Origin of the sequence: Sphingobacterium sp. CZ-UAM, from assembly GCF_002000245.1 — a bacterium.
GTDB lineage: Bacteria > Bacteroidota > Bacteroidia > Sphingobacteriales > Sphingobacteriaceae > Sphingobacterium.
Map to the genome: position 1 here is coordinate 524,497 of NZ_MTCM01000001.1, position 26,022 is coordinate 550,518.

At 37.7% G+C, this 26,022-nt stretch carries 29 protein-coding genes; 20 read left to right on the forward strand and 9 right to left on the reverse strand.

Translation table 11 applies throughout. The features are described from left to right. Nucleotides 1-55 precede the first annotated feature (55 nt). The 3 genes from BWD42_RS02135 (at nucleotide 56) to BWD42_RS02145 (ending at nucleotide 3,347) form a co-directional block, all read left to right on the forward strand. The gene (locus BWD42_RS02135) at nucleotides 56-940 is read left to right on the forward strand and encodes a hypothetical protein (protein WP_077432824.1); all 885 of its coding nucleotides are present in this window, start codon (nucleotides 56-58) and stop codon (nucleotides 938-940) included. Between the two features lie 504 nt (nucleotides 941-1,444). After that, nucleotides 1,445-1,717: a hypothetical protein gene (locus BWD42_RS02140; RefSeq protein WP_077432825.1), complete on the forward strand. Its 273-nt coding sequence runs from the start codon at nucleotides 1,445-1,447 to the stop codon at nucleotides 1,715-1,717. A 148-nt stretch (nucleotides 1,718-1,865) separates the two neighbouring features. Next, entirely contained in the window at nucleotides 1,866-3,347 is a 1,482-nt protein-coding gene (locus tag BWD42_RS02145) for a hypothetical protein (RefSeq protein WP_077432826.1), read from the forward strand. 345 nt (nucleotides 3,348-3,692) lie between these two features. Here BWD42_RS02145 and BWD42_RS02155 read toward each other — a convergent pair whose 3' ends face one another. Together BWD42_RS02155 and BWD42_RS02160 are read right to left on the reverse strand one after the other, a co-directional pair. Next, nucleotides 3,693-4,466, reverse strand: coding sequence for a DNA-formamidopyrimidine glycosylase family protein (locus tag BWD42_RS02155; protein ID WP_077432828.1), 774 nt, complete (start codon nucleotides 4,464-4,466; stop codon nucleotides 3,693-3,695). A gap of 51 nt (nucleotides 4,467-4,517) precedes the next feature. Then, entirely contained in the window at nucleotides 4,518-4,775 is a 258-nt protein-coding gene (locus BWD42_RS02160; protein WP_254846159.1) for a hypothetical protein, read from the reverse strand. A 347-nt stretch (nucleotides 4,776-5,122) separates the two neighbouring features. Between BWD42_RS02160 and gndA the strand changes: the two genes are divergently transcribed. From gndA to pgl, 3 genes are read left to right on the forward strand one after another with little or no spacing between them, the layout of a single operon-like run. Next, nucleotides 5,123-6,541 carry an NADP-dependent phosphogluconate dehydrogenase gene (gene gndA / locus BWD42_RS02165; protein ID WP_077432829.1) on the forward strand — a complete coding sequence of 473 codons (1,419 nt, stop codon included), beginning with the start codon at nucleotides 5,123-5,125 and terminating at the stop codon, nucleotides 6,539-6,541. Nucleotides 6,542-6,550: 9 nt separating this feature from the next. Beyond that, complete coding sequence (zwf, locus tag BWD42_RS02170) at nucleotides 6,551-8,032, forward strand: glucose-6-phosphate dehydrogenase (RefSeq protein ID WP_077432830.1); 1,482 nt, start codon at nucleotides 6,551-6,553, stop codon at nucleotides 8,030-8,032. Between the two features lie 17 nt (nucleotides 8,033-8,049). Next, entirely contained in the window at nucleotides 8,050-8,760 is a 711-nt protein-coding gene (gene pgl / locus BWD42_RS02175) for a 6-phosphogluconolactonase (RefSeq protein ID WP_077432831.1), read from the forward strand. 271 nt (nucleotides 8,761-9,031) lie between these two features. Here the strand turns inward: pgl and BWD42_RS02180 are convergent, their stop codons facing one another. From BWD42_RS02180 to BWD42_RS02190, 3 genes are all read right to left on the reverse strand, one after another. Continuing rightward, nucleotides 9,032-9,214, reverse strand: coding sequence for a hypothetical protein (locus BWD42_RS02180; RefSeq protein WP_077432832.1), 183 nt, complete (start codon nucleotides 9,212-9,214; stop codon nucleotides 9,032-9,034). Next, nucleotides 9,204-9,782: a zeta toxin family protein gene (locus BWD42_RS02185; RefSeq protein ID WP_077432833.1), complete on the reverse strand. Its 579-nt coding sequence runs from the start codon at nucleotides 9,780-9,782 to the stop codon at nucleotides 9,204-9,206. The genes BWD42_RS02180 and BWD42_RS02185 overlap by 11 nt, the downstream gene beginning before the upstream one ends. Nucleotides 9,783-10,076: 294 nt before the next feature. Next, nucleotides 10,077-10,853, reverse strand: a complete 777-nt coding sequence (locus BWD42_RS02190) for a helix-turn-helix domain-containing protein (RefSeq protein WP_077432834.1) — start codon at nucleotides 10,851-10,853, stop codon at nucleotides 10,077-10,079. An 81-nt stretch (nucleotides 10,854-10,934) separates the two neighbouring features. Here BWD42_RS02190 and BWD42_RS02195 point away from each other — a divergent pair, with 81 nt between their 5' ends. Together BWD42_RS02195 and BWD42_RS02200 are read left to right on the forward strand one after the other, a co-directional pair. Continuing rightward, entirely contained in the window at nucleotides 10,935-12,068 is a 1,134-nt protein-coding gene (locus tag BWD42_RS02195) for a 2-isopropylmalate synthase (RefSeq protein ID WP_077432835.1), read from the forward strand. A 36-nt stretch (nucleotides 12,069-12,104) separates the two neighbouring features. Next, nucleotides 12,105-12,365 carry a nuclear transport factor 2 family protein gene (locus BWD42_RS02200; RefSeq protein WP_077432836.1) on the forward strand — a complete coding sequence of 87 codons (261 nt, stop codon included), beginning with the start codon at nucleotides 12,105-12,107 and terminating at the stop codon, nucleotides 12,363-12,365. Between the two features lie 578 nt (nucleotides 12,366-12,943). Here the strand turns inward: BWD42_RS02200 and BWD42_RS02205 are convergent. Further along, on the reverse strand, nucleotides 12,944-13,315 hold the full coding sequence (locus BWD42_RS02205) for a luciferase family protein (RefSeq protein WP_139350988.1): 372 nt from the start codon (nucleotides 13,313-13,315) through the stop codon (nucleotides 12,944-12,946). 78 nt (nucleotides 13,316-13,393) lie between these two features. Beyond that, nucleotides 13,394-14,314, reverse strand: a complete 921-nt coding sequence (locus BWD42_RS02210) for a hypothetical protein (RefSeq protein ID WP_254846160.1) — start codon at nucleotides 14,312-14,314, stop codon at nucleotides 13,394-13,396. Between the two features lie 498 nt (nucleotides 14,315-14,812). Between BWD42_RS02210 and BWD42_RS25040 the strand changes: the two genes are divergently transcribed. The 3 genes from BWD42_RS25040 (at nucleotide 14,813) to BWD42_RS02220 (ending at nucleotide 17,533) form a co-directional block, all read left to right on the forward strand. Further along, the gene (locus BWD42_RS25040; protein WP_262507801.1) at nucleotides 14,813-14,944 is read left to right on the forward strand and encodes a hypothetical protein; all 132 of its coding nucleotides are present in this window, start codon (nucleotides 14,813-14,815) and stop codon (nucleotides 14,942-14,944) included. Nucleotides 14,945-15,280: 336 nt separating this feature from the next. Beyond that, on the forward strand, nucleotides 15,281-15,466 hold the full coding sequence (locus BWD42_RS02215; protein WP_077432839.1) for a hypothetical protein: 186 nt from the start codon (nucleotides 15,281-15,283) through the stop codon (nucleotides 15,464-15,466). 573 nt (nucleotides 15,467-16,039) lie between these two features. Then, nucleotides 16,040-17,533 carry an FKBP-type peptidyl-prolyl cis-trans isomerase N-terminal domain-containing protein gene (locus BWD42_RS02220; protein ID WP_077432840.1) on the forward strand — a complete coding sequence of 498 codons (1,494 nt, stop codon included), beginning with the start codon at nucleotides 16,040-16,042 and terminating at the stop codon, nucleotides 17,531-17,533. A 13-nt stretch (nucleotides 17,534-17,546) separates the two neighbouring features. Here BWD42_RS02220 and BWD42_RS25045 read toward each other — a convergent pair whose 3' ends face one another. Then, the gene (locus BWD42_RS25045; protein WP_262507802.1) at nucleotides 17,547-17,669 is read right to left on the reverse strand and encodes a hypothetical protein; all 123 of its coding nucleotides are present in this window, start codon (nucleotides 17,667-17,669) and stop codon (nucleotides 17,547-17,549) included. 126 nt (nucleotides 17,670-17,795) lie between these two features. On the opposite strand from BWD42_RS25045, the gene BWD42_RS02225 reads away from it, so the two are divergent. The 8 genes from BWD42_RS02225 (at nucleotide 17,796) to BWD42_RS02265 (ending at nucleotide 25,010) form a co-directional block, all read left to right on the forward strand. Next, nucleotides 17,796-17,981 (forward strand): DUF3606 domain-containing protein, encoded by a 186-nt coding sequence (locus BWD42_RS02225; protein ID WP_077432841.1) that lies wholly within the window; start codon nucleotides 17,796-17,798, stop codon nucleotides 17,979-17,981. A 1-nt stretch (nucleotide 17,982) separates the two neighbouring features. Further along, the gene (locus tag BWD42_RS02230; protein ID WP_077432842.1) at nucleotides 17,983-18,234 is read left to right on the forward strand and encodes a hypothetical protein; all 252 of its coding nucleotides are present in this window, start codon (nucleotides 17,983-17,985) and stop codon (nucleotides 18,232-18,234) included. Between the two features lie 11 nt (nucleotides 18,235-18,245). Continuing rightward, the gene (xth, locus tag BWD42_RS02235; protein WP_077432843.1) at nucleotides 18,246-19,022 is read left to right on the forward strand and encodes an exodeoxyribonuclease III; all 777 of its coding nucleotides are present in this window, start codon (nucleotides 18,246-18,248) and stop codon (nucleotides 19,020-19,022) included. Then, nucleotides 19,019-19,471 carry a tetratricopeptide repeat protein gene (locus BWD42_RS02240; RefSeq protein WP_077432844.1) on the forward strand — a complete coding sequence of 151 codons (453 nt, stop codon included), beginning with the start codon at nucleotides 19,019-19,021 and terminating at the stop codon, nucleotides 19,469-19,471. The genes xth and BWD42_RS02240 overlap by 4 nt, the downstream gene beginning before the upstream one ends. A 500-nt stretch (nucleotides 19,472-19,971) precedes the next feature. Then, the gene (locus tag BWD42_RS02245; protein WP_077432845.1) at nucleotides 19,972-20,973 is read left to right on the forward strand and encodes a hypothetical protein; all 1,002 of its coding nucleotides are present in this window, start codon (nucleotides 19,972-19,974) and stop codon (nucleotides 20,971-20,973) included. A 608-nt stretch (nucleotides 20,974-21,581) separates the two neighbouring features. Further along, the gene (locus tag BWD42_RS02250) at nucleotides 21,582-22,283 is read left to right on the forward strand and encodes a LytR/AlgR family response regulator transcription factor (protein ID WP_077432846.1); all 702 of its coding nucleotides are present in this window, start codon (nucleotides 21,582-21,584) and stop codon (nucleotides 22,281-22,283) included. A gap of 411 nt (nucleotides 22,284-22,694) precedes the next feature. Then, nucleotides 22,695-24,485 (forward strand): hypothetical protein, encoded by a 1,791-nt coding sequence (locus tag BWD42_RS02260; RefSeq protein ID WP_077432848.1) that lies wholly within the window; start codon nucleotides 22,695-22,697, stop codon nucleotides 24,483-24,485. 201 nt (nucleotides 24,486-24,686) lie between these two features. Then, a complete protein-coding gene (locus BWD42_RS02265; protein ID WP_077432849.1) occupies nucleotides 24,687-25,010 on the forward strand; it encodes a hypothetical protein in 324 nt (107 codons plus the stop codon). A 224-nt stretch (nucleotides 25,011-25,234) separates the two neighbouring features. On the opposite strand, the gene BWD42_RS02270 is transcribed toward BWD42_RS02265, so the two are convergent. Continuing rightward, nucleotides 25,235-25,729, reverse strand: a complete 495-nt coding sequence (locus BWD42_RS02270; RefSeq protein ID WP_077432850.1) for a GNAT family N-acetyltransferase — start codon at nucleotides 25,727-25,729, stop codon at nucleotides 25,235-25,237. 38 nt (nucleotides 25,730-25,767) lie between these two features. On the opposite strand from BWD42_RS02270, the gene BWD42_RS24580 reads away from it, so the two are divergent. Beyond that, nucleotides 25,768-25,920 (forward strand): hypothetical protein, encoded by a 153-nt coding sequence (locus BWD42_RS24580; protein ID WP_175991932.1) that lies wholly within the window; start codon nucleotides 25,768-25,770, stop codon nucleotides 25,918-25,920. The last annotated feature ends 102 nt before the right edge of the window (nucleotides 25,921-26,022 follow it).

Sequence of the window (26,022 nt, forward strand, 5' to 3'; positions counted from 1 at the left end):
ATAAAATAGATTGAAGACAATATATCAGCACTTTAAAGTTATTACATCAGTAAAAATGAAACAAATTATTACACTTGTCATCCTGTTTTTTCTAGCTATTTCAGCCTACGGTCAAGATGTGAAAAAACTTGATGATCGCTATTTTTTGGATTTAGAGAAATTTGAAAAAGGTTCTGGTATTTTGGAAATAAAAGCAAATGCAGAACATCGTGAAAAGGAGGTGATTATACTCGAAAAAGGAGCCTATTTTTTGGAGAATACAAATCAGAAGTTTTGGTTTACAATAAACGATAAACATGAATTTACGGAAACCGCCAAAGCCCAAATAACCAAAGGAAAGAAATTATATACTTTGTATTTTACTTTTGAAAATGGGCAGGCGATTAAAACAGATCTGAAGGATACTTCAGGACATCTTATCAGCCATTTTGAAACGAAAGACTCCGCTTTTGTAGTCCAACATTTTCGTCTAACCGGGAAATTAGCCAAAAAAATCGTTTTAAAAATTGGGGGAGGTCTCTCTGATGCTGTCGAGACAACTTACTATGAGAATGGGAATGTAAAATCGGAAAACGACCATATAAATAAAACGACAAGATTATTTTATGAAAATGGGAAAGCAGAATATTTTTATCATTCCGGTACAGAAGAAAAAATTTATTTTAATGAAAATGGACAGAAAACAACACATAGCTACTACTCCAAAGATAAGGCATGGTGTACTGAACATTTTGAGAATGGAACTATTGTCAGCAAAAATTGCAATAGCGCAGACCAATCACGAAAGATGCGATATTACTACAAAAATGGGCAACTAGATTATTATGAGGTCGAGCTGTTTTCAACCGGTGAAATAAAAAAATATGATAACAGGGACAAGTTAGTAGAAAGCAGAAAAGCGACATATCCTAACGTAGCTCCCAACTCTCTTATTCAATAGTATTCAACATATAAACGCTAAATAAAAAAACAATGGCTTATGGTATGAAAGGGCTACATGTAATTATATTTATATTAGTAGGTGTGCAAATATCCTGGTGATTCCACCTGTTCAAAATGAGAATGATGAGGTTGAACTGGAAATAATCAATAAAAAGCTTCATTTGCGAGCGACACCGATCCTTTGGGACGAAATGGGAAACCGATGATACATTTGATCCTATTTTACCACTTTTGCCCAGCCATATCGTAAGTATTCACTACGAACGCAGTGGTATTGGTGTTTCCGAACCTGACTCCTCTATAGTGACGGATAGCAAGGTGGTGGCGCGCTTATATGACCTTTTGCGTACCCTGCCATACAGCCCCCTTATTTCCGACGTAAGCTATCCGTCAGATCAAGTCGTATTATGGTCTGTTACTAATCAAAAAGGTGATGACTTTTAGAACGATATGAGCCGAGTTGCTGTTCCACAGTAAAGAGAACCGTATATAGCTTTTGAAGATGAAATTTGTCAAAATAAATCGAGTGGTATTGAGCGCTCTGCGAGCGATGGGGTATAATGTGCTGATTTCGCCTGTTGATGTCGAGGATCTACAAAATATTACCTGGAAAGCGGTGTGGGTAGAGGACGTCGATACCTGGATTAGGAGCTTGTATTGTGGGCAGGGATCTATAGCTCGTCCTAATATTCTTGATATTGATTATGTACTGGCCAATGTTGATGAGCACTATTTGTCAGGAAGTGTATTTATAGAAAGTGATAAAGTCTATTAGGATATTAATTCTATCTTATCCCGGCGCTGTATTCTATGTTCGTAGAAATTTTAAGAGAAATTTAATGGCTCTATTCATTTAAAAAGGAAGAATTTTTGGGAACTGTAACATAAATTTTGCATAAATTTAATAGTATAAAATCTACGCCATGAAAAATCCTATTTTGCTGCCATTACGATGGTGTGCGGTCTTCGGTTTTCTTTTTAGTTTTCCTTCTTATGCTCAGATCTCTAAGTCTTCAGTTTCCAAACAGAACTCAGTGAATGGTAAGAATAACCAGAAACAAGTAGATATATATGTAGCAGGAGCATGCTACAACAAAAGTACAAGACGCCATACTGCTGTGTATTGGAAAAATGGACAGCCGGTAGCGCTGACTGACGGACGCAGTGATGCAGAAGCGACCTCCATCACTGTGGTAGGGAATGATATCTATATTGCCGGGAATGTTGGGGGACAGGCTGTATTTTGGAAAAACGGACAGGAAACAAGGTTTAGTAAAGATGAAGGGGATTACAATACCGCTTACTCTATCGCTGTTATAAATGGGGATGTATACGTGGCTGGTTACTATAGAGACTACACTTATAGTACGGCCTATATAGATATGGCGATGTACTGGAAAAACGGGCAGCCTATAGCTCTACCCGTTCCTATGGAATACAATGCTTCAACTGGTAGAAGTGTCCCCTATCATAGCAGTGCAAATCTCATAGCTGCTATGGGTGAGGATATTTATATTATAGGGAATAATCAATCCGGACAGGCATACTGGAAGAACGGCAAAGCAGTAAAAACAATCAATGAATTAAGATATGTATCCACCATTGCACAACTGTACGGCAATGCCTATGCTGTAGGTATAACCCAAAGCGAACGAGCTGCATACTGGAAAAACGGGCATACCGAAATTCTATCCTCCATAGCGGGCTGTGCTACTTGCATAGCTGTATCCGGCAATGATATATATGTAGCAGGTTTTGATGATAGCAATGGAAACGGCTATGCAGAGAATGGAGATGTGGGTAAATGTTGGAAAAACGGACAGTTACTTGCGGATCTCAAAGGGACAGATTTTTATAGGTATCGCCCGACCTCCATGGCTGTATCGGGCAATGATGTATATATCGTAGGCCAAACCTATTTTGGGCCTTCTAGTTCAGGTACGAAATTATTGAAGAATGGTCAAACAATAGAGTTAAGTAATATTGAAGGATCTGATTGGTCTTTTCCAAATTTCGTAACATCTAAACAGAGAGCTGAGCCTACTGTATCAAAACAAAGTATGATTAGCCCCGAAAATAATAATGCAAATGTGGCGCAAATTATTGAACCTGAAAACTATGCGGTAATTTCTCATTTTCCGCGCACGACCAAGATAGCATGGACACCAGTAGCGAAAGCGACAGACTATGAGATAATTATTGAATATGCTTCCGGTCCTGGAAATGCTCATCTTAGTTTTAAGGAGGCCGTTAATTTCTATCCGTATATAAGTGGTAAAACCCAATCCAATTCCGTTACTTTTGATGGTGCCGGAGCACAAGTTCATCGATATAAGGTACAGGCAAGAAATAAGGATAAAATCATTTCGACAACGGACTGGTTTTTTATAAAATATCTAAAATAGAGTTGACTTAGTTTTGCTCTTTAGGGCCTTTTCTACCGGAGGATACTTAGCTGTGTAATTATGCCCGCTGCGGGAGTCCATGTGTACCTTTCCTTTCTCTACAAATCAAAAGATCCGATAACCATCATGGGGCTTCTCGACGATAAAGGCTTTCCTATTTATGAAGATCCGCAGATCCTAACGTGGCGGAAACGGCAGGACACGGTTCAGAAAAAAAATAAAACTCCTCCAAAACCGCAAAAAAGAAAGCTGTAGCAAGTACAAAGAAGTGAAACCAGGATTTCTACCCGATTAGGTTCTTTTTGTTTTACCGGCACGCTGAAATTCAATATTTGTTTAGGTTCATTATTTGAAAACCTCCTGCTGTTTGGTATAATAGGTAGTTCGACCACCGATTTTCGTTTCCAAGATTTCATTTCCCTTTTTATCCGTATCGGCGTTTTTTATATGAACCTTCATAAAGTCTCTAACCTCACCATTAATAATATCGGGATGTTCTTTTAGTATCTGTTTTTCTGCGCTTTCCAGTACGTGTTTAATAGCTTTCACAAGCTTTTGTACCCCCTTTTCAGGAATCTTATTGGAGACTGAAAGTGGCGATATTCCTGCTTCATAGAGGATCTCGTCAGCGTAGGCATTTCCTATACCCCCAATAACGTTCTGATCCATCAGAACAGTTTTGATTTTGGCTTTCCTTGACTGTAATAATTCAGAAAGCATGTTGGCTGTAAGTTTCGGAGAAAGAGCGTCGATTCCCTCGGAAGGATCTGGATTCAATTCAATATTTGCCATCTTCTGAAAGTCAGTAATCGCAAGGGTTTTACCATCCTTAAATTTCATTGCTACCAGTGAATATTTAGGATTTTCATCTTCTGAATAGACCAGCTTGCCATGCAGCATCAAATGAAGCGATAAGACAGCTTCCTTCCCAAAGTCAAAATAAAGCCGCTTGCCTTCGCGGTAAACTTTAATGAGCTTTTTGCCAATTAACGTTTGAAGCGATTTTTCGTTCACTTTTATTTTTTGCTTATTATAAATAACAGCATTTTCAAGCACTTTCCCTTTCAACATTTTGGTGAGGTTGTTGCTGAAAGCCTGTAGATCTGGTAGCTCTGGCATATTTTAAAGATTTGATTATTGTGTGCAATGGGCTGTCCGCGATAAGCGGTTCTATTCGCTTTTTTTCTTTTTATCGTTTTCTTTTTCCTTCTTGAAATGCTCTCGCGCTCTTTTAAGCCCGGTGGCTATTGCAATACCTTCTTCAGTACCCTCTTCCAATAGCGCATTCGCAATCTCTGTCGCTTTCTCCCGTATTTCAACAGGCTGATTTTTATAGGATGGTGGATAATCTCCATTATACCAAGGCATAGTTCCTCCTTTTTTTAATAGAACAATTTGCGGATCCAGATAGTTTATCGTTCCTATCATTATTAGGTTGTTCGATTTGATTTGTTACGCTCCGATAATCGGCATTGATTTCATAGAATTCCAGTGCTTTTCAATACCCTCAGCAACCAATTGTTTTTTGAAATTAGTATCGGGTATTTAATAGTTTGAGCTAAAGAAGCAATTTACCGAGTCTTTTTAGGACTAATGGTTAAATCGGTATTATATGTCTATAGCTTTACATTTTTGACCAAAACTGTAATGCAATAGGCGTATCAGACATTTTCCAGTTGATGATAACTAAGTCACAATTGAAAGAAAATTTTAGATAATTTTTTTACTGGCATGCATTTCAGTAATTTTGATTTATAAATAAACTTTAAGTAAGAATGGAAAAGTATAATTACGGGGTCATTGGCCTAGGTGTAATGGGAAGAAATCTGCTTTACAATATTGCCGACAATGGTTTCTCTGTCGCAGGATTCGATTTAGATGAACAAAAGGTAATAGAACTTCGTAAAGGAGTGGCTTCAGGTACAAAGGTTGTTGGAACTGTTTCTCTGGAGGAATTTGTGTTGAGTTTAGACAGTCCGCGAAAAGTTATTTTGATGGTTCCTGCAGGCAAACCGGTTGATGCTGTTCTTGAAAGCATAACACCGCTTCTGAGTCCAAAAGATATTGTCGTTGATGCGGGAAATTCTTATTTCAAAGATACCGAGAGACGTATAGCTTATTTAGCTTCTAAAGACCTTCATTTTATGGGAATGGGAGTTTCTGGAGGCGAGCAGGGCGCAAGACGAGGACCGAGTATTATGCCGGGGGGAGATTTGGAAGTTTTCAATTTGGTGAAGCCTATGCTGGAAGTGATTTCAGCAAAAGTAAAAGGGGAGCCTTGCACCGCTTATATGGGGAAAGGAGCTGCTGGGAATTATGTTAAAATGGTTCACAACGGTATTGAATATGCCATCATGCAATTAATCAGTGAAGCATACGATTTACTGCGAAAAGGAGCTAATCTTAACAATAACCAATTGTATGAAGTTTTCAAAAGATGGAATGAAGGCGAGATGAATTCTTTCCTTATCGAAATAACAAGAGATATTTTCCAGCAAAAAGATGATGTAACAGATGGTTTTCTTGTCGACAAGATTTTAGATAAAGCAGGAGCAAAAGGAACCGGAAAATGGACCTCCCAGGAGGCTATGGAAGTTGGAGTGTCTATTCCAACCATCGATATTGCAGTCACATCAAGAATTTTATCTGCTTACAAAGATGAGCGCGTGAAAGCTTCTCAACTATATGCTAAAGAAGAGGTAAAAACTCCGGAAAATACAGAATTGTTCATCAAAGAAGTGGGGGATGCTTTGTATTTGTCAACTTTAATCAGTTATGCTCAAGGTTTGGCATTATTGGTAAAAGCTTCTGAAGAATATCAGTTTGAAATTCCGTTAAAAGATGTTGTTAAAATCTGGAGGGGTGGATGTATTATCCGTTCTGTTTTATTGGAAAAATTCTATCTGGCTTATTCTAAAGACGAGAACTTATCTAATATTTTATTGGATCAGGAAATTTCAGAAATTGTAAAAGATAAAATATCTTCATTGAGAAAAACAGCTGCTTTTGCTGTATCAAACGGAATTCCGAGCTTAGGAATTCAGTCGGCTCTAGGGTATTTCGAAGCTTACACCACAGCATCTTTACCTGTGAACCTGCTTCAGGCTCAGCGTGATTATTTTGGTGCACACACCTACCAAAGAACTGACAGCGAAGGAGTCTTTCATACGTCATGGCAAAACCCAAATAACTAAATCCTAACAATGAGTGACAACACAATCCTGCATCCAACAACCATCGTTATTTTTGGTGCAACAGGGGATTTGGCCAAAAGAAAGCTTTTTCCTGCCTTTTTCAATTTATATATCGATGGTAGAATGCCCAAAGGCTTTAATATTTTAGCTTTAGGAAGAGCCGAAAATACGGATGAAAAATTCAGGGCTTATATTAAAGAAAATCTGGAGAGTTATTCCAGGAAGACCGTAATCAAAGAAGAGTGGGCTGGTTTTCAGGCCCACATCAGCTATTTTCAGCATCAGCTTGATGAAGAAAGCTCTTATCAGAATTTATATCAGAAACTGGAAAATTTTGATAAAGTGTACGGAATGAGAGGGAACAGACTATTCTATCTGTCGATTGCACCAAACTTTGTATCGGTCATTTCAAATCATCTTAAAAATACCGCAATAGCATCTGATCCTGCAACAGATCGAATTATTATCGAAAAACCTTTTGGTCACAATAAAGAATCTGCCATTGAGCTAAATAATCTTCTTTCACAAACTTTTCAAGAAGAACAGATTTATCGTATCGATCATTATTTGGGTAAAGAAACCGTTCAGAATATTTTGGCGTTCAGGTTCGGAAATTCAATTTTTGAACCTCTTTGGAATCACAGACATATAGAATCGGTGCAGATTACCGTTGCCGAGGAAGTGGGAGTGGAAACAAGAGCCAGTTTTTATGAGCAGACAGGAGCTTTGCGCGATATGATTCAGAACCATCTTTTGCAAATTCTTTGTATGGTTGCCATGGAACCTCCGGCTTCACTTGAATCGGGTGAGATCAGGGATCGAAAAGTTGATGTTTTAAAATCCATCCGTAGGATTTCGCCCGAAAAAGTAGATCATTATGCGGTAAGAGGGCAGTACGGACGAGGCAAAGTAAATGGGCTAAAAGTCAATGGCTATCGCCAGGAAGAGGGAATTGCTCATGATTCCAATACGGAAACATTTGTCGCGATTAAGTTTTATCTGGATAATGAAAGATGGGAGGATGTTCCTTTTTATGTTCGTACCGGGAAGAAGATGAAAGAAAAGCATTCTTATATAACGATTCAGTTTAAGCCACTTCCAAATTCTATGTTTTCAGAAAGCACTTCGCTTCTGTCGGCTAACCGATTGGTTATTAATATCCAGCCACAAATGGACATCAGATTGCAGTTTATGTCTAAAAAACCAGGCTTGTCTTTACAGCTTAAACCTGTGGAAATGATTTTCGATAATTTTGCCTGTCAGACCGATACTCCCGAGGCTTATGAAACTCTTTTATTGGAAGCACTTGTGGGAGACCTTACACTGTTTATGCGCTCTGATCAGGTAGAAGAAGCTTGGGATGTGATAAAAACGATTCAGGAAACCTGGGAAAAAACCAAAGACCCCTCTTTCCCAAATTATGCTTCGGGAAACTGGGGCCCTGATGAAAGTGATGCATTGGTCGAAAGGCAGGGACATCAGTGGGTTTAAACTCTAATGAAAAGAAAATGAATATTACGATATTTGATCATCTGGATGCATTATATAAAAAAGCAGCAGATACATTTGTTGAGCTTTCGAAAAAAGCAATTCAGAAGCATGATAAATTTGTGGTCGCCTTGAGTGGTGGCTCTTCACCGAAGGCCATTTTTAGCTTATTAGCTACTCCCGAGTATGCAGATAAAATAATTTGGAACAAAATCCATTTTTTTTGGGTAGATGAAAGGTGGGTTTCTCTTGACGATGAGAAAAGTAATTTTAAGATGACTTGGGACGTACTTTTGAATAAGGTTCCAGTCAATAATAATCAGATTTTCCCCATGTATAAAGAGGGAATTCAGCCTGAAAATTACGCTAAAGAATACGAAACTCAGCTCAGAAATGTTTTGGGAGCTGACGGTATTTTTGATTTCATCCTTTTAGGAATGGGAGATGATGGCCACACAGCTTCTCTGTTTCCAGGTGAAAAGATTTTACAAGAAAAAGAAAAATGGGTGGATGCCTACTATCTAAAGCCACAGGCAATGTTCAGGATTACTTTGACTGAACCTATTATCAATAAAGCTGAAAATATTCTGATTGTTACCTTCGGTAAATCCAAGAAAAATGCTTTGAATGAGGTTCTTAATGGTGTATATAATCCTGAACTATATCCGCTACAGTTAATTGAAGACAAAGCAGGAGTCCAGATTTTTACCGATAAAGAAGCTGTAATTTAATGTCATTTTATAGTGGGCGTCTAGCTAAAAAGACTCTCTTAACGATTGACAAGGGTGCTTAGGTACTCTTGTCAATACAGTTATAGCCCTTTAAGGAAATATTGGATTTTTTTATCCTATGTCTCGGGCGATCCGCCGTGCCAAGACGCCTTTAATGTGGTAGCCAAGGAATGAGTAGAGAAAGTTAAATACAGTTAATTAGTCAATTCGATTTGAAAATAATAGATAAACAAAAAGGCTAGTATTAGTGATAAGCATTTATATGAAGAACCTATTTTGGTAAATTCATGAGCAGCTCCTCCGCAGGGACTTCTTTTATTTTTCCGTCAACTTTTACAACCAAACTTTCACCCTTTGCTGCACTTTCTTCTGCCAATTTTCGCAAAGCTTTCTGTACTCCTAAACGAATTCGTTCAGCAAGGTTGATATTTTCAATATTTACCTTATTGTTCATTGTAATACTTCAATTTTAGTGTTGACCAAATTTCGCTATTTGAAACGAGTTCTCCAAATCTATCACCCTGAGCAATTATTTCGGGTATTAAATCCATGTTGTCAAAGACCAACCATCGATCACATATAGGGATATAGATGTTAAACAAGTTTTCTAAACCACGATGATATCGTCTCTCTATCACATCAGAAGGGATATTATGCCCTCCGTTCTCAACTCTTTTTTTTACACGTTGTATAGCCAATGAGGGAGAGTCGAGCCAAAAATAAAGTAAGGTGACTGAATATCCTTTTTTTTGCGCATCAAATACTAAGTTTTTATAGCTACGGGTAGAAAGGGTTGTTTCAAAAGCAAAATCAGCTCCAGTTTTCATTAATTCCGCAATACGATCTAACATAATACGCCCCGCTGACACAGCCACACTTTGCGGATTAAATGGAGAAATACCTGCTGCTATATTGTCCGCATTTACAAATTCCCTGCAATCTAATATCTCAGGTAGTACAGTATAACTCGCAGTTGTCTTTCCTGCTCCATTGCACCCCGAGATAATATAAATATTTGGCATACTTGTTTTTTTGTCAAAATAATGAAAATTGCCTGCTTTTTCAACTTCTTTTTATAAGTTGATAATTTTATCGCGGCGATTTGCCTAGTTTTCTTGGGATTTATGCTTAAATACTTTTCTCAAGACAGTTATAGCCCTTTAAGGAAATATTGGATTTTTTTTATAATTGGAGGGCTGTTGTTATTACTTTATAAAGTATTTCAATTTCTTTAGGGGATATACAAACCTTGTATGCAGTATGGATGAGACTATAACGTAAGCCGTGTCAATAGAATAATCCATTAAGATTATTTATTATACCCTCGCCCTATACTGTTGAGGTGACAGTCCAAAATATTCTTTGAATAGGTTGGAAAAGTTAGGTATGCTTTCATACCCAATTTGATAGACAATTTCAGCGATATGCATATCCTTATTTTCCAACAATTGAAGTGCCTTTAAAAGGCGATGCTGTTTTATGAACTGGAATATGGTGATCTGCATTTCTTCCTTAAACTGTCTGAAAAGTGTTCGCTCCGATAGAAAAAATTTAGCGCTAATCTCAGCGATTGACAATTTATTGTCGAGGTGTTGGAGGATATACGTGCTCACCCGGATCATCAATTCACTTTTTGCCGGAGTGATTTGTAATAGGATCGGTTTTGCCAATAGTATGGGGAGCATAGCCTTGAAGGCCTCCAAGGTAGCTATTGTCAACGTGTCGTGATCGTTCAGCTTCCAATGTTGCTGGCCAAAAATCAAAAAATGATTCAACAATTCATTTGATGGATACACCTTAACTTCCTCGTGCATATTGTTCATATCCAAAAAAATGGTTTTTAGCGACAGTTGCTGGGAACGGGAGATGAGTTTGTGCGGGACATGTGCTGGGATATATACAAAGAAAGTACTAGGTACACAGAAACTAGCTTTTTCTGTATAAATAAAGAGGGTACCATTTGTTGGGCTAAGTATCTGTACTTGTTCATGAGCATGCATTTCTGTATTGAATTGTCCATAGTTGCGTAAGTCAATTGTGCCATCGTGAAAGTTCTTGGCACACTGAACGAAGGGAATGGTGGATTTTGGCATTATTGAATAACAATTGTTTTATTTTCAAATATATTAAATTCTGTAGTTCCGGTACTTTTGAGCTATAAAAATAAGTTGAATATGAAACAAGTTAAGATTTTCGATACTACTTTACGCGACGGAGAGCAGGGGCCGGGCTGCCAGTTGACACTGAATGATAAATTACAAATTGCTGAAAAACTCGATGCGATGGGAGTAGATGTGATAGAGGCAGGGTTTCCAATAAGTTCGCCCGGAGATTTTAAGGCAGTGACAGAGGTTTGTAAACTGGTGAAAAAGGCAACAGTCTGTGCATTAGCCAGGGCCAATAGGAAAGATATCGAACAGGCCTCTTCGGCCTTGCGTAAGGCAAAGGTGGCACGGATTCAGCTCGGAATTGGAACATCTGACATTCATATTAAACATAAATTTAATACCACACGCGAGGTCATCTTGGCCAAAGCTTATGAAATGGTGGCTTATGCTTCGGATAAATGTGATGAAGTACAATTTTTTGCCGAAGATGCTGGCCGCGCAGACAATGATTTTTTGGTTCAAATGACCGATACGGTGATTGAAGCGGGTGCGAAGGTGGTGAATCTCCCTGATACCAATGGCTTTTGTACACCCTTTGAGTACTTTGAAAAAATAGCCTATGTGAACCAAAATAGAAGGGAAAAAGAGAACGCCATTCTTTCTGTCCACTGTCATAATGATTTAGGTATGGCTACAGCCAATAGTATTGCAGGGCTAATGGCAGGTGCGCTTCAGGTGGAAGGAACGATTAATGGTGTGGGCGAACGTGCTGGCAATGCTGCCCTGGAAGAAATTATTTTGACACTCATTGTAAAGGAAAATCTAGGGATTGCGACCGGAATTGATCCAAAATATATTGTGGAACTAAGCGGTATGGTCGAACGGGCGATGTCAAATCCTGTACAGGCCAATAAGGCCATTGTTGGGAAAAATGCTTTCGCGCATTCTTCCGGTATCCACCAGGATGGCGTTCTGAAAGACCGTAGAAACTATGAAATTATCGATCCCCGAATCATAGGGGGGAAGTTGCCTGAATTGTTTTTATCCGCAAGGAGTGGACGTGCAGCATTAAAAGACCGGTTAAAAAGTATGGAAATAGATTTTCCGGCTGAACATTTTGAAAATATATATGACCGTTTTCTTGTTTTGGCAGATCAGAAACGTTTTATTGAAGATAAGGACCTCCGGAGCTTGGTTTAGTCGGGAGCATTAATTAAAATTATATTTTAAAAAATCATGAATGAACATCCAAACTTAGTTTTAGTAAACAAATTTTTCAACGCATATTCGAGTAATTCATTCGATGTATTGCAGGATATATTCCATGCTGATGTAAAATGGCATATTCCTGGCAGACACACTTTAAGTGGAATTAAAACCGGGGTTGGAGAGATTGTAGAATACCTCAACCAATTAGGCAGCTTTAACTTTAGAGCCGAAGGTGTAGTATTAGGGGTAAGTGATGATTATGTGATTGACTGTCACAGATTGGAGTGAATTAGAAAATATAGACAACTTAAATAATTTATCTTGTTTATTATGGAAATTTGAAGAAGGAAAAATTAAAGAAGTGTTTAATTTTCCTCATAATCAACACGTAGTTGACTCTTTTTTTAATGAAAATTTACGGAAAAATAGCCATTGAGTACATACAGATAGAAAATAGGAGATCGCCTTCCTCCGAAATAATTTCTTTACAAGGTCAAAGTGGATAAATTTATCTGCTTTGATCTTGTATAAATAATCCTCGCATCAGGGAAACAAATATAAACTTCCGCAGAAAGATACATTAATTAAATTTGCACATAGTATATTCTCAAATAGGTTACTTGCAGCATAGTAGCTTAAAGGTAATGATTCTGTTAAAATATTACAGGGCTTTGAATGATCCAACATCACTGAAGTTAGGCACCTTAATTAGTTCGATCGCAGATTGGTTCGATCTCCATTAGATTTAGGCTGTGAAATTACTATGAATTTTAAATCATTGGCTGTTCTATTGAAAATTCTATGAATTTCATTTGGTTGAATATGAAATCCATTTCCCTCTTCTACGGAGAAGCATGGAATAATTTTTATATAGCATCTAGCTGTATAGAATTATGCTTTTGTTTGGCGCGGTCGTAGGCCTTGTCTAAAAGAATACATGCGTAGTCTAGGTCCTGTTTATTTTGAAGGTAAAAGCTTATCCACCCAGAATTTTTAAATACATGATGGTCCTTAATTTTTCCTTCAGTCATTAACGAATTTTTTAGTTCTGTATTTAATAAGACATCCAGTAAGCCATTACTATGTACATGAGCAAACTCTTTTCCCATATAATTAAACCCAATCCCACCATATTTATGTATTCCAATCGTAGTTTCGGGCATCTGCGTCACATTTTCTTCCAGATCATCAATCCAATCCAGTAATTCAGGTTTCGTTAAGAACATCCAAAATCTCATGAGACTATCAAATATAATGGCGAATAAAGGGAGGTCCTTTAAAAAACCGACTCTTTTTACCACAAAAGAAAACATAGGCTATCTCTCGCTTAGTAATTTAATATGCTGCATTACTCTAAAATGGACATTTCTGGTGATACTTTCTGCCCATAGATCGTAGTACCAGGTAGGGAAGACATGAAGGTTATACCAACTGTTTCCAATAAGAGTAGTGGTACCGTTTCCATTGTCCTTTAATATAAATTCGCCCCTTTTTATATCTATATGTCCCATAATTTCCGGGTCTTTGGGTTGATCAACGATATCAAAAATTAGGTTTTTATTGATATCAAATTTTACAATCTTCTCATCGAAGATATATCCATTGCTAAAAATACATTTTCGGTTTGCACCCAGTTTATGCTCACTTACCGTTGTGGCCATGGGGCTCGGCATCCCAATTTTAAAGAGCCAATAGTTTTCCTTTTGGGATATTGGATCGAAGGCGACCACGTGTTGCCATACCTCTTCTGGGCTTGCCTGAATCAATAGCTCATCAGAAACCATATTTTCGTGATGATGGTCGCTCAGGGAGTCAACAATGAAAATCCCAAGTAAAAGGCTTACAATGCTTATATTCAATTTTTGATTTCTCTTTTTAAACATAGCCCTTCCAATAAAGGCACCTGAGATGATAAAGCCAAAAATAAGAGGTGAAACAATCAGTAGACAAATAAAGCCCTCACCTAAGAAGAAAAAGCTTATTAAAATGGCGATAAGACCATTCAGGATAGAATATCCGGTTATTTGTTTTCCCCTTATCGCCATGTCTTTCCAAAACCAAGCCGTGATAATTCCCATTAACATTGGAATAATCACAAACTCTGAAAAAACAAGTATACCAGTATCCTTAGGTGCCAATGAAGACTGGATACCAATAATTAGGAATGCGAAAATGTTGGCTATCAAAATTCCTTGAAGTATTTTGGAATTTAAAACTTTAGATAAATTTTTATTCAAACTCATCCGATTTGATCGTTTATTTTGGTATACTATAAATGTAATTCTCTAATAGGAATTTCAATAAATGACTCGGCAAGCATCCTGAACCAATTGTTGCTTTGCATAATGGAAAGAGGCTAATTTCCATTGAATTTACAGGTTTTTATTTACAAATCAAATTTAGATAAGTCTCTTCCATTTAATGCATGGTCGCCCGTTGAAGTGACTTGGGATTTTTGGAGAATATATGAAATTTTCATCTGGTTCAATAATGCTAGATGTTTGGAATAATAGAAAATTCTACGTTTTTCAATTTGAACCTGATCGAATAGGTTTCTCAGAAGTTGATGAAAAGGTTGGCTTTGATACTATACCTGACAAAATACTTTTGAATTCATATCTGTTAAAACTTGTATTGACGAGTATTGTTTAAAACATTGTTTTTGTTGTATTGGAAGCTGTTATTCGTTTTTATAAGCATAATAAGTTTATGAGAACAAAGTAAAATAGGGGGAGGTGAAATATCCACTCCGTGGCACGGGAATCTATCTCATCGAGGGTAAAGTTGTTGTAGAATATGCTTGTCCATCGATCGAGGTGATCCGTTGTGCCAAGATGCCGCTAAATCCCGATCCCAGGAGTGGATAGGATCGATATTTGTCTATGTTATCGGGATCACGGTAAAATATTTTACGAAGATCTGGGTTTTATATATTTAGAATAGGTTAACTTTGTTAGAGCTGAGGCAGAGTTAGATAATGATTTGGATCGTTGGCTTTATATACTCAAAACATGTCCTCGCTAAAGGGACTTTCAAAATATCTGCGGAAGCCAATATTTGAAAAGTTATTTCAGTTAGCAGAGTATAGCAAACTAAAACCGGAGGAACGAGAGATGTAAAACGCAAGTTTAAGGAATAAATGGGATGCCGAGAGTATCCGAAGTAGTCAGGAAGCGCAATTGAAACGAGCGCGTGAAAAAGCAATGGCAGAAGGAAGAGCAGAGGGAAGAGCAGAGGGGGAAGCTCAAGGAGAAGCTAAGGGAAAAGCTGAGGTAATAAAGAATCTTTTGTCTCTGGATAAGTTTTCGATTTCGGAAGTTGCCGAACTTGCGAACGTCACTGTAGAGTTTGTAAAGCTGATCGAGGCGGAGATAGCTAAAGGAAAATAAAGCATATAGCGATATAAGGTTTTACGGCCGCTTGGATACTGTCCAAGCGGCCTTTTTCTTTTTATAGGAGAAGTTGGTATCTTAACCCTATGCTGTATATACCCTTTGACCAAGTCACCAAAAGTTCGTTTCGCGAGTTCGTAGTGTCCGTCTATACTGCGTTTTGCTGCAACATCGCTATGAAGCTTTCGACTGGAAGGAACTGCTGCAGTTGCTTACGACCATGATTCTGCCATAAAAGGAAGGGCAAAATCACTACCATAATTAACCTCCAACAGCTCAAAGAACATCTATCTTTAAATTTTGGTGAAGCATCGTCGAAGGAAGAAACCTCAGCCGGTAATTTACTTTGATTTCTTAAATAGCTCCATTCTCAGTTTACAGTAAGAAATATGAAAATTTGACAGTCAGTATGAAAAAACCATCTTACGACAAATGGCATTTTTTTAATATTCTTAAGAAATGGAAGAGATGTGTTTATTCTTTCAGTTATTTGCCATGATTTTAAAATATGGTTATAGGAGGAATTTTGATTTAAAATTTTCGTAAATTTAGTAGTATAAAAACTACGCCATGAAAAACCCTATTTTGTACGCATTACGATGCTGTGCGCTCCTTAGTTTTCTATTTAGTTTTTTGCTTAATGCGCAGACCAAAAATGTAGCTTCATCAAAAAACAATAAGAACATTCAAAATCCTGCGGATATTTATGTTGCTGGTAATTATATTATTCAAGGGCAATTTTTTGGACCAGCATATACAAAGAACGGGGAACGGACCCCACTTACCAAGACCGAGTATGGTCTCGCCTATGCTATTCAGGTGGTGGGAGATGATGTTTATGTGGCTGGAGATATCAAAGAAAAAGCCGTCTATTGGAAAAATGGACAGGCGCATTATTTGACTTGCAGTGAACCTACCTCCACAGCAACCTGTATTATCGTTGTTGGAAATGACGTTTATGTTGGTGGTACTGGCTCTAAAAATGGAGATAATGTATATCCGAGATACTGGAAAAACGGACAGGAAATAGTCCTACCCCGTCATATTTTTTCGGGTATGGAAGCTAACACTTACGTAAATAGTATAGCGGTTGTTGACAATGACGTGTATGTAATCGGAACAGCCGTATACGAGCCCGTATATTGGAAAAATGGGCAGAAAGTAAATGCTATAAACAATGATTTACAGCGGGTCGTTGTTATTAAAGAACTGAATGGTGACGTATATGCAATAGGAGCAAAGGATAAACGGGCGGCCTATTGGAAAAACGGGCAAACAAAAGTGCTTTCTTCCGAAGAGAGTATGGCTACGGCTATTGCCATTGATGGAGATAATGTATATGTTGCAGGAGTTCTTGGCGAATATTTTAGTAAAAATATGTATCCAGGTTATGGCAATAGTGGAACAGGGTATTTGTGGAAAAATGGGGTACAACAAAAGCTGGAAAATGACGTGTATCCATTTTCCATTGCAGTTTCAGCAGGTGATGTTTATATTACAGGAATGGATCAGAATTATGCATCCTATAGATTATTGAAAAACGGACAAAGAATTGAATCCGCAGTAGACCCAATGTATGTTGTATCAGCTGGGAAAGGAAAAATAACCAAGCCTTCAATGGCAAGTTCAAATTCAAATAAAAAAGAAAAAATAGAAAGGTCTGTAAGCCCAATTACTGAAAAAGCTCTGACCGACTCAGAAGAAGCCAATCTTTTTTTCGAAGAAAATAAAAATAAACCAGGGGTAGTAACTACAGCAAGTGGATTACAATACGAAATATTAAAGCAAGGAACTGGTCCCAAAGTATTGCTATCGGATAAAATTCAAGCTATTCACAAGAAAACTTTAATGTTTGGTAAGGAAATAAAAGAACAGGGAGGATATGGCTTTCCAACTATTTATGAAGTTCGAAATCTAATGCCAGGTTTGATCGAAGGATTAACTCTAATGAACCTCGGGAGTACTTATAGAATATATATTCCTGCCAAGCTTATTAGTGCGGATGCAATAAAGAAGGGGGCAACCATAATTTTTGAAACCGAAATTCTCGGAATCTTAAAATAAAAGATGATATATTCTATTTAAGTAAGGTAATCCCGTAACCATCCCATTTCACTTCATAGAGATACTCCTCAGTATCCAAGGGGGCTTTTACCAGGGTGCAAAGCATCGGGCTTATATGGGCAGGCATCTTTTTCATCACAGGACTTTTCAGGTAAACATAAACCACATGCTTTTAGTTGTCGAATATTAACTGTTTCGTTAATATCTCAAAACAATCAAACTGTATGTGTTGACGCTTGTTCTATTCAAAAAACCGCTTTGTATGTCAGACAATAAACATCAAAAGGCCGCAAGAGACCGCAATCAGGTTGCTGTTGGCGAATCGTATGAAGTAGATTATATCGCAACAGAACTTGGCGTATCGCGGCATGAAGTCGAAGCGGCAATCGAGAAGGTCGGTAATAGCAGGGAAGAGATTTCTAAATATCTAAAAAATAATAAGAAATGATATGACAGATAGAACCACATTTACAGGAATCCCGGTAACCAATAGCGAGGGGCTAGAAAAATATTTTGATTTCGAAGTTGGCAAGGAGGGAGAGAGCGGCCAGTATGCTCGCATTACGATGGACGGCTGCCAGCTGATTTTAGATGAAGACCTGGCTTATATCAAAGGTGATCTGCCGGAGCAGTGGCATAAACCTGCCATCAGCAAATTGCTTTTTTTATTGGAGGTTGACCGTAATAAGGATGACAATTGAAATAACGATAAATGAAAATAGCAACCTACAACGTCAATGGTATTAATGGGCGACTAAACGTATTGCTTCGCTGGTTAAAGGAGGAGTCGCCGGATATCGTTTGTTTACAGGAACTAAAAGCGCCGCAGGAACGTTTTCCCCTAAAGGCCATTAATGATGCAGGTTATAATGCGGTGTGGCATGGGCAGAAAAGCTGGAACGGTGTCGCTGTCCTTTCTAAATTTGAAATTGCCGAAGTGACAAGGGAGTTACCTGGCGATAAAGAGGATAGCCATAGCCGGTACATGGAGGTTATCATCAACCAACTTTTAATATGCTGTCTTTATCTGCCCAATGGCAATCCTTATCCAGGACCTAAATTCGAGTATAAAATGGCCTGGATAAAGCGATTAATGAAACGGTCAAAAGCGCTTATAAAAATGGAAGTGCCTGTTATCCTTATCGGTGATTTCAATATTATCCCTACGGAACAGGATGTCTACAAGCCGGAAAAATATATAGAAGATGCTCTTTTTAGCATTGAAGTCCGAAAAGCATTTAAACAGCTTATCGGCCAAGGGTGGCTCGATTCGATACGGACGCTTTTTAAAGATCAGCAGGTTTATACCTTTTGGGATTACTTTAGGAATGCATATGGTCGAAATGCCGGCCTCCGGCTGGATCATATTCTTTTAAGCCCAACCGTTGCTCCGTTGCTATTGGAAGGCGGGATCGACCGACAGGTACGGGGCTGGGAAAAAACCAGCGATCATGCGCCGGTCTGGATTAAATTGAAAGATAAAAAATGAAGATTGTTGCTAGCAAGAAATCCCAAAATGAGCTGCTAAAGGAAGCACGAGTGCAGGAACTTGAAGGTAAAATGCAAGATGCCATCAAAAGCTACAGCCAAGTTATACGCAAAGATCCATTGCAGGCCGGGGCATACAATCGCTTAATGATTCTTTATCGAAAGCTAAAAGATTATAAAAAAGAATTGGCAATTATTAAGCAGGCCATCGGCGCATATGAAAAAGATATAAAGGACGATCAACAGATCTGGAAGAAGGCAAACCGTAAATCTGCCCGGCTCAGTCTCAGCCTGGCTAAATCAATGGGGCTTCTCAATGACAAGGGGCTCCCAGTTTATGAAGATCCGCAGATCCTGACATGGCGGAAACGGCAGGAAACGGTTCAGAAAAAAATTAAAACTCCTCCAAAACCGCAAAAAAAGAAAGCTGTAGCGCGTAGAAAGAAGTGAAACCAGGGTTTCTACGATGATAGTTATTGAAAATAACTGTTTATGTTTCTTCCCTCTGCCTGTTAGAGGGAAACTCTTTGTTTTTTATTACCTCTTGTTTTTAGGATCGCCCGCTCTAGCTCTGAACGAAAAGGCAGGTAAGTATACTTTTCGGTATCTCCCGTATACCGCTTACATACACCTTGTTTTTCTCGGGTTGAAAAGCAGGCAATCCAATAAGTACTTTTCGGTATCTCCCTCATCCCGCTTATAACTATCTTTTTCTCAAAATAGCCTCCAATAACGAATGCTTATTTCTATAAATGAAAATGCTTTAAATAAAATACCTTGAAACTAAAGGAAAAATGTTTTTGTATGGAAATAGTCTGCTTTCGTAGAGGAAAATGTGACGTTAATGGAATAACTTTTTATATTTCTCCTTATGTTCTTATCTTGGTGGGTAAGTAATAACTGTTATAGTAAATTTAATTAAAAACGAACCTAAAGAGGTCTAATCTTTTATGAAAATATATCGAAGTATATTTGCTAATATTTCAAAACTCGGAGCAGCGCTAATTTTCTTAGGAACTTCCATTTTATCTTGTTCAAAAAATGAATCAACTACTCCTGAGCGGGGGGTACCAAAGCTCAATCAGAATGACAGTCTTGCTCTATTGGATATCTACGAAAGAATGGGTGGGCAGTATTGGAGCAAACAATATCAGTGGAATACAGATACTCCAGTAAGCAAATGGCGAGGAGTAAAGGTAGCACAGGAAGGCAACGAGTATCGTGTCGTGGAACTCTGGTTTTCTAATTTGCTAGAAGTAGAGGGTAAGATCTCGCCAAAAATTGGAGATTTAGCATCATTAAAGGTGTTAGGCCTTACAGGGAGAAAATTAAAGGGAGAAATTCCTTCTGAAATCGGGCAGCTAAAAGATCTCCAACTACTAAGGATTTATACAACCGGGCTTTCAGGTCCTTTACCAAAAGAGATTGGTAATCTAAAACAACTGAATAGTTTAGAAATTGATGAAAATCCGGACCTTACTGCTGGCCTGCCAAAAGAATTGGGAAATCTCGAAAACCTGAATTACTTGTACGTTGGCAACAGTGAAAATATTTCAGGAACATTGCACCCCGAATTTGGTAATTTAAAAAACCTTGAGAAATTTTATTTGAGAAACATTGGCTTAACGGGAAATTTGCCAAAAGAACTGGGGAAGTTGCAAAAATTAAAAGAATTAAGTTTCGTTGTAAATAAAATATCCGGAGTAATTCCAAAAGAGTTAGCTGCGTTAAATAATTGTGATGTTAATCTGGCTTCTAACCAATTGAGTGGGGATATTCCCGAAGAACTTGGTTCTAGTAGCAGCTATTTCGTGCTGTCAAAGAATAATCTAAAGGGCGTCATCCCCCAATCTCTCTTGAATAAATACATTAATAGAAATGATTTAAGTTCCATATGTCCACAAAATGTAGGCTATGGATTTTCCAATTGTCAGTTAAATATTTCAAAATAATCATTAAATCTTTATGAATCGTATTACGTATACTTTACTAGCCGTAAGTTTGCTTAGCTCTTGTCAGAAAAAATTTGAAATCTTAGATGGTGATTCCAAATCAATAATATCTAAGGCAAAGACTTCGAACCCGCAGTGTACCATCTACATTGGGTAAAAATGATAATTCACTTATAAAAGTGACTTTTAAATAATAGATTAAACACATTTATTTATACATTACATTAAAAGAGATAGAAAAGTTTTAATCATCTAACTAACTATAGAGAAATGGCCGAGTAAATTTTACTCGGTCATTTTTATTTTAGGTTGCTAGTTTTTTTCTTCTTTCTCTTATATACTTTTGAAAACTACTTTTAAGTACTATTGGATCTTTAGCATCAAATTCCTTCATACTTATTGCGTCAATAAGTAAAGTAAATTTGGCTATTGTAATAATTATATTATATATAGCGATAATTTGTAAGCGAGCAGTCTTTACATTGTGGGATAAAATTAAATTCTATATATTCGAGCTCACACTAATTGTTTTAATAATTATTATTTCATGATCGCTCCTCCTTCTGGATAATGCGCAAGATCTGAAATTTTAATTTATCGTAAATTTTATGATTGATTGTATTTTAATAGAAGATGAACCAATAGCGAAGCAAGGGATTGAGAAACATATCGGACAAATTCCTTTTTGTAATCTGAAAGCGAGTTTTAATCATGCGATGTCTGCATTGGCTTATCTGTTAGAAAACGAAGTCGATCTAGTGATATCAGATATTAATATGCCGGGGTTAAATGGTATAGATTTTTTGAAAGGTTTATCAAAGAAACCACATTTTATATTTATCACTGATAAAGTTGCACATGCAGCAGACATGTATGATCTTGAGGTCTTTGATTTTATCCGAAAACCCTATCGGTTTGACCGTTTAATGAGATCTCTACTTCGATATAAAGTAACCTTTTCAAAACAAAGGCTTGATGTTGACAAAGGTAGAAATACGTTTTATACGTTGAAAGATAAATATATGAATTATTTAATACCATATGATCAAATTCAATATATAGAAGGTGACCAGGAGTATATAAAGATTCAAACAATCGATAAAGAGCATCTAACAATCAATTCGTTGAAGAAAATGATCGATGTGCTTCCAACAAAGATGTTTATGCGTATTCACAAATCTTATATTGTAAATCTCAACTACATAAAAGCGGTGGCACATGACAAAGTCGTCATGAGGAATAACATAAAAGATCTTCCTTTGGGAAAGACGTATAAAGAAGCAGTCTTTAAAGAACTAAATTTACGTTGATCGCAGTATGTAATTGAGATACAAAATTGAAGAGTTTACCAACAGCTTCTTTACGTAGGTGTTGGTTGGACTAAAGTTCGTCTATCTTTTTTAATTATTGCCCAGCTTTTATTTGAAGGGGGCAAGATGCGAGGGAATTACACCTCTTATTTATATTTTGTTTGCTCATACAATAAGTCATCATCATAAATGTAATGTTTAAATAAAATTGATTTGTACCTATTCGAACAGCTTCCCTCAATTAAAAGAGGGAAGCTGTTTTGTTTTATGTGCCGTCTGCTAATACAAATAAAAATTGCGTTGAAGGCGTACTTTTCGGTATCTTCGGTATACCGCTTACATATGCCTTGTTTTCCTCGGATAGCCTCCGTAGCAACCATACTTTTGCTATACACATAAAAACAAAAGAATATGGCAAATCAATTTTTAATTAAAGAGACGATGGCGGATATGCGAGGCTTATCTGCTTGTGAAATTCTGGCATTACAGAGCGGATGCTGTGCAGGAGTGGAACTATTAGGGTATTATGAGAAAGGGGATACCCCAGCACCTATTATTTACACACGGAGTACAACTTTATTGGCAGACAACGGCGGGAGTATTGTCGAAACTGGAGGCATCAAATTGGAACACCAATTTATTGAACATGCCAATGCACTTTATTTTGGTGTCAGTACCTCACTTGCTGATAATGCCACGCGCTTGACTGTGTTCTTCGACTATCTAAAGGAAAACAAAGCGCTAGAAGGGGTTTTACCCATCGGAACGATCGCCTATAGTCAGACACTAAACTTTGTTTTCGAAGGAGCCAAGCTTAGAGGACAGGGAAAAGGCACCATATTGAAGTTTACTGGATCTGCAGACAGGGCTTTTGAGATTGACGCATTTAAAGGTGGTACCGAAACAACCCAGTTTATCAACAATATCACTATCAGTGATATGGTTTTCTCCGGAAATGCCAACACCACCATTACCTTATACCTTAGAGGTATTGCACGGAGTAAGTTCTCCAATGTGTGGGTAGGGGATGGCAAGAATAGTAGTGATGGATATGGATGGTACCTCGCTTCCGTACAGCTGACACAATTTTTGGGCTGTGGATGTAGCAAGTATCTCACCCCAATGGCAAGCGTCCCATATGCAGGTATATTTATCGGATTGGGACAGCGTGGTAGTATCACTGCGGGTAACAGTACCAACAACACGTTTTATCAAAACTATTTTGAAGGTTTGAGCATTGGTGTATTGATGTCCCAAGCTGACGAAAATACCTTTATCGGCGGAAGCTCAGAAGCCAATAGCGTATATGGCATCGTTGTGGGTAAGGATTGTAAGGTAAATACATTCATCGGTGTCGGATTGGAGGCCAATCCTGTTGATGTTTCCGATAGCTCAAGTTATAGTACTTATACCAATTGTTACTTTGGGAATATCCTGCGTATAGGCAGCACAGCCAAGCAGATCTCTGTTGTCGGAGCGATGATCGGACGGATTGAAATACAAGATGGAGCACGATATATTGAAATCAAGAATTCTGTCTACAACCGATTTAAAAATGGAGCAAAAGGAATTTTTGATTTAGGGAAGCGTACATCCTTTGTTAATGTAGAGGATTTTGACTCAGAAGAATTTATAAAACAAAACATCGAAATCGATGGGACAATAGCTGCCGATTCATATGAGGTAAAGGAAAAAAATGATATCCTTACGCCAATTAACAGCATTAATCCTGTAGGAGGATTTTCCCCGATTATTATTAAAGATACAGCACCATTCTGGCCGATTCAGGGGGTTGCATTGGGAGTGGACAGAACAGGGAATTTCAATGATACTAATTCCATAAGCTCCTTTCGGATATTTTCAAAAGCCAATACCCTGGATGAACTATATTTTACCAAAAAGCTTTTTGGTACTGGAGCGACAACGGATTGGTCGCCCTTACGTAGGCTTATTCACGACAATAATCTCGCAACCACCACGATTAAAGGCATTGTCTCACAGTCTGCGGTAGTAGCCAATGTCGTCGCGAGTAACGGTACAAAATCAGTTCTTAATGATGCCACTGATTTAGCTACTTCTGTAGCCCTGGTGAATGACCTGAAATCCAAATACAATCAGGCAGTTGATCTGATTAACGAGTTGAAGGCTCAGCTAAATGCGAAGTTACAGTCTGATCGAGCGAGTGGTCAACAGTCAAATTAACGATATTGAGCTGTTAGAGAAATGGAATATTCGCAAGGATATTCCATTTTTTGCTTAATAGGGACGTTCTATAATTTTGAAAAGCAGGCAATCCAATAAGTACTTTTCGGTATTTCTCCCATACCGCTTACATAAACCTTCTTTTCCTCAGATACCTTCCGTAGCAGCCATACTTTTGCTATACACATAAAAACAAAGAATATGGCAAATCAATTTTTAGTTAAAGAAACGATGGCAGCTATACGAGGCTTATCTGCCGCTGAAATTACAGCTTTACAAAACGGAACTTATGAGGGAGTTCAGTTATTAGGTTATTATCAAAAAGGGGATACCCTAGTGCCGATTGTTTATTATCTAGCGCCATCTACTCCCGATCCCGGACCGGACGATGGGGGCATTGTGATCATCGTAAGCAGTATCAAACTTGTTCATCAATTTGTCGGCCATGTTGATGCAGTATATTTTGGTATGTCTCAGTCGAAATCCTCTAGCGAAAATAAGACGATTGCTCAAAAAGTAAATTAATTATGCAGCTATTAATGAAGCAAAAAGCGTAAACTTTCCGAAGTGGTTTAGGGTGGTATACTCAGATTATACAAAATCCACATTCGCTAAGCATATTGAAGCACTCATACAATAAGTCATTATAAAAATGTAGTGCTACAATAAAATCGATTTGTACCTATTCGAACCGCTTCCCTCAAATTAAAAGAGGGAAAGCTTTTTTTTGGATTATTCTGAATATAGATCTATAAAACCCGTTTTTCAAGAATAATGATATTTCCTTCATTAGTCATCTTCTGAAAACCCAATTTTTCCGCAAATTTAAGTGCTTTAAGATTCGTTATTTCTGTCTTTGCTACCAATACGTTTACCTGGTACTTTTCTTTTGCCAATGCTATCAACAACTCAAAAGCTGCAGACATTATTCCTTTTCCCCAATATTCGAGCAGCAGAGAACCACCAATCTCAATTTTCTTTTCTTCCTGATTCCAGTGGTGTAAGGCGCAGTCACCAATAACTATATCCTCATTTTCCACAGTTCGTATACTGTAGAGTTCCTTACAAAGAGATAGAATATGTTCTGTAAACTGTACCGGATTCATATGCTCCCCATCAGTTTTCCGATCCTGAATGGCTGATTCATTTCCAAAATACAATCGGTAAAATGACTTAGCATCTTTCAAAGAAATTTCTTTCAATATGATCTTTATATGGTCTCCGTCCGATTTAATAACGTCCATAAATTATGAATTTAATGTTTATTTTTCGATAACTGCTGATGGCAGATCTTTCAGTTCCCTCAACACGATATTCAGATCAGTTTGAGGTTCGTGTATCTCCTGCAGTTAAGGTAGTAAAACCTGCAGATTTCTGCAATTTCATTGATTTGAACAGTATCGGGATCAAACAAAAGGGGCATGGATTCCAGTAGTAGGGTTCCATTACCTTTTTATTTCGTTTAAGAAAAAAGAAGGGAAAAATTCCTTTTGAGTTTGAAAATCTACTGCGCTCTGGGGACTTATTTTATTTAAAT

Coding starts and splice junctions, on each gene's coding strand:
- BWD42_RS02135 (WP_077432824.1), top strand. CDS start 56: ATGAAACAAATTATTACACTTGTCATCCTGTTTTTTCTAGCTATTTCA.
- BWD42_RS02140 (WP_077432825.1), top strand. CDS start 1,445: ATGAAATTTGTCAAAATAAATCGAGTGGTATTGAGCGCTCTGCGAGCG.
- BWD42_RS02145 (WP_077432826.1), top strand. CDS start 1,866: ATGAAAAATCCTATTTTGCTGCCATTACGATGGTGTGCGGTCTTCGGT.
- BWD42_RS02155 (WP_077432828.1), bottom strand. CDS start 4,466: ATGCCAGAGCTACCAGATCTACAGGCTTTCAGCAACAACCTCACCAAA.
- BWD42_RS02160 (WP_254846159.1), bottom strand. CDS start 4,775: ATGATAGGAACGATAAACTATCTGGATCCGCAAATTGTTCTATTAAAA.
- gndA (WP_077432829.1), top strand. CDS start 5,123: ATGGAAAAGTATAATTACGGGGTCATTGGCCTAGGTGTAATGGGAAGA.
- zwf (WP_077432830.1), top strand. CDS start 6,551: ATGAGTGACAACACAATCCTGCATCCAACAACCATCGTTATTTTTGGT.
- pgl (WP_077432831.1), top strand. CDS start 8,050: ATGAATATTACGATATTTGATCATCTGGATGCATTATATAAAAAAGCA.
- BWD42_RS02180 (WP_077432832.1), bottom strand. CDS start 9,214: ATGAACAATAAGGTAAATATTGAAAATATCAACCTTGCTGAACGAATT.
- BWD42_RS02185 (WP_077432833.1), bottom strand. CDS start 9,782: ATGCCAAATATTTATATTATCTCGGGGTGCAATGGAGCAGGAAAGACA.
- BWD42_RS02190 (WP_077432834.1), bottom strand. CDS start 10,853: ATGCCAAAATCCACCATTCCCTTCGTTCAGTGTGCCAAGAACTTTCAC.
- BWD42_RS02195 (WP_077432835.1), top strand. CDS start 10,935: ATGAAACAAGTTAAGATTTTCGATACTACTTTACGCGACGGAGAGCAG.
- BWD42_RS02200 (WP_077432836.1), top strand. CDS start 12,105: ATGAATGAACATCCAAACTTAGTTTTAGTAAACAAATTTTTCAACGCA.
- BWD42_RS02205 (WP_139350988.1), bottom strand. CDS start 13,315: ATGAGATTTTGGATGTTCTTAACGAAACCTGAATTACTGGATTGGATT.
- BWD42_RS02215 (WP_077432839.1), top strand. CDS start 15,281: ATGGCAGAAGGAAGAGCAGAGGGAAGAGCAGAGGGGGAAGCTCAAGGA.
- BWD42_RS02220 (WP_077432840.1), top strand. CDS start 16,040: ATGAAAAACCCTATTTTGTACGCATTACGATGCTGTGCGCTCCTTAGT.
- BWD42_RS25045 (WP_262507802.1), bottom strand. CDS start 17,669: ATGAAAAAGATGCCTGCCCATATAAGCCCGATGCTTTGCACCCTGGTA.
- BWD42_RS02225 (WP_077432841.1), top strand. CDS start 17,796: ATGTCAGACAATAAACATCAAAAGGCCGCAAGAGACCGCAATCAGGTT.
- BWD42_RS02230 (WP_077432842.1), top strand. CDS start 17,983: ATGACAGATAGAACCACATTTACAGGAATCCCGGTAACCAATAGCGAG.
- xth (WP_077432843.1), top strand. CDS start 18,246: ATGAAAATAGCAACCTACAACGTCAATGGTATTAATGGGCGACTAAAC.
- BWD42_RS02240 (WP_077432844.1), top strand. CDS start 19,019: ATGAAGATTGTTGCTAGCAAGAAATCCCAAAATGAGCTGCTAAAGGAA.
- BWD42_RS02245 (WP_077432845.1), top strand. CDS start 19,972: ATGAAAATATATCGAAGTATATTTGCTAATATTTCAAAACTCGGAGCA.
- BWD42_RS02250 (WP_077432846.1), top strand. CDS start 21,582: ATGATTGATTGTATTTTAATAGAAGATGAACCAATAGCGAAGCAAGGG.
- BWD42_RS02260 (WP_077432848.1), top strand. CDS start 22,695: ATGGCAAATCAATTTTTAATTAAAGAGACGATGGCGGATATGCGAGGC.
- BWD42_RS02265 (WP_077432849.1), top strand. CDS start 24,687: ATGGCAAATCAATTTTTAGTTAAAGAAACGATGGCAGCTATACGAGGC.
- BWD42_RS02270 (WP_077432850.1), bottom strand. CDS start 25,729: ATGGACGTTATTAAATCGGACGGAGACCATATAAAGATCATATTGAAA.
- BWD42_RS24580 (WP_175991932.1), top strand. CDS start 25,768: ATGGCAGATCTTTCAGTTCCCTCAACACGATATTCAGATCAGTTTGAG.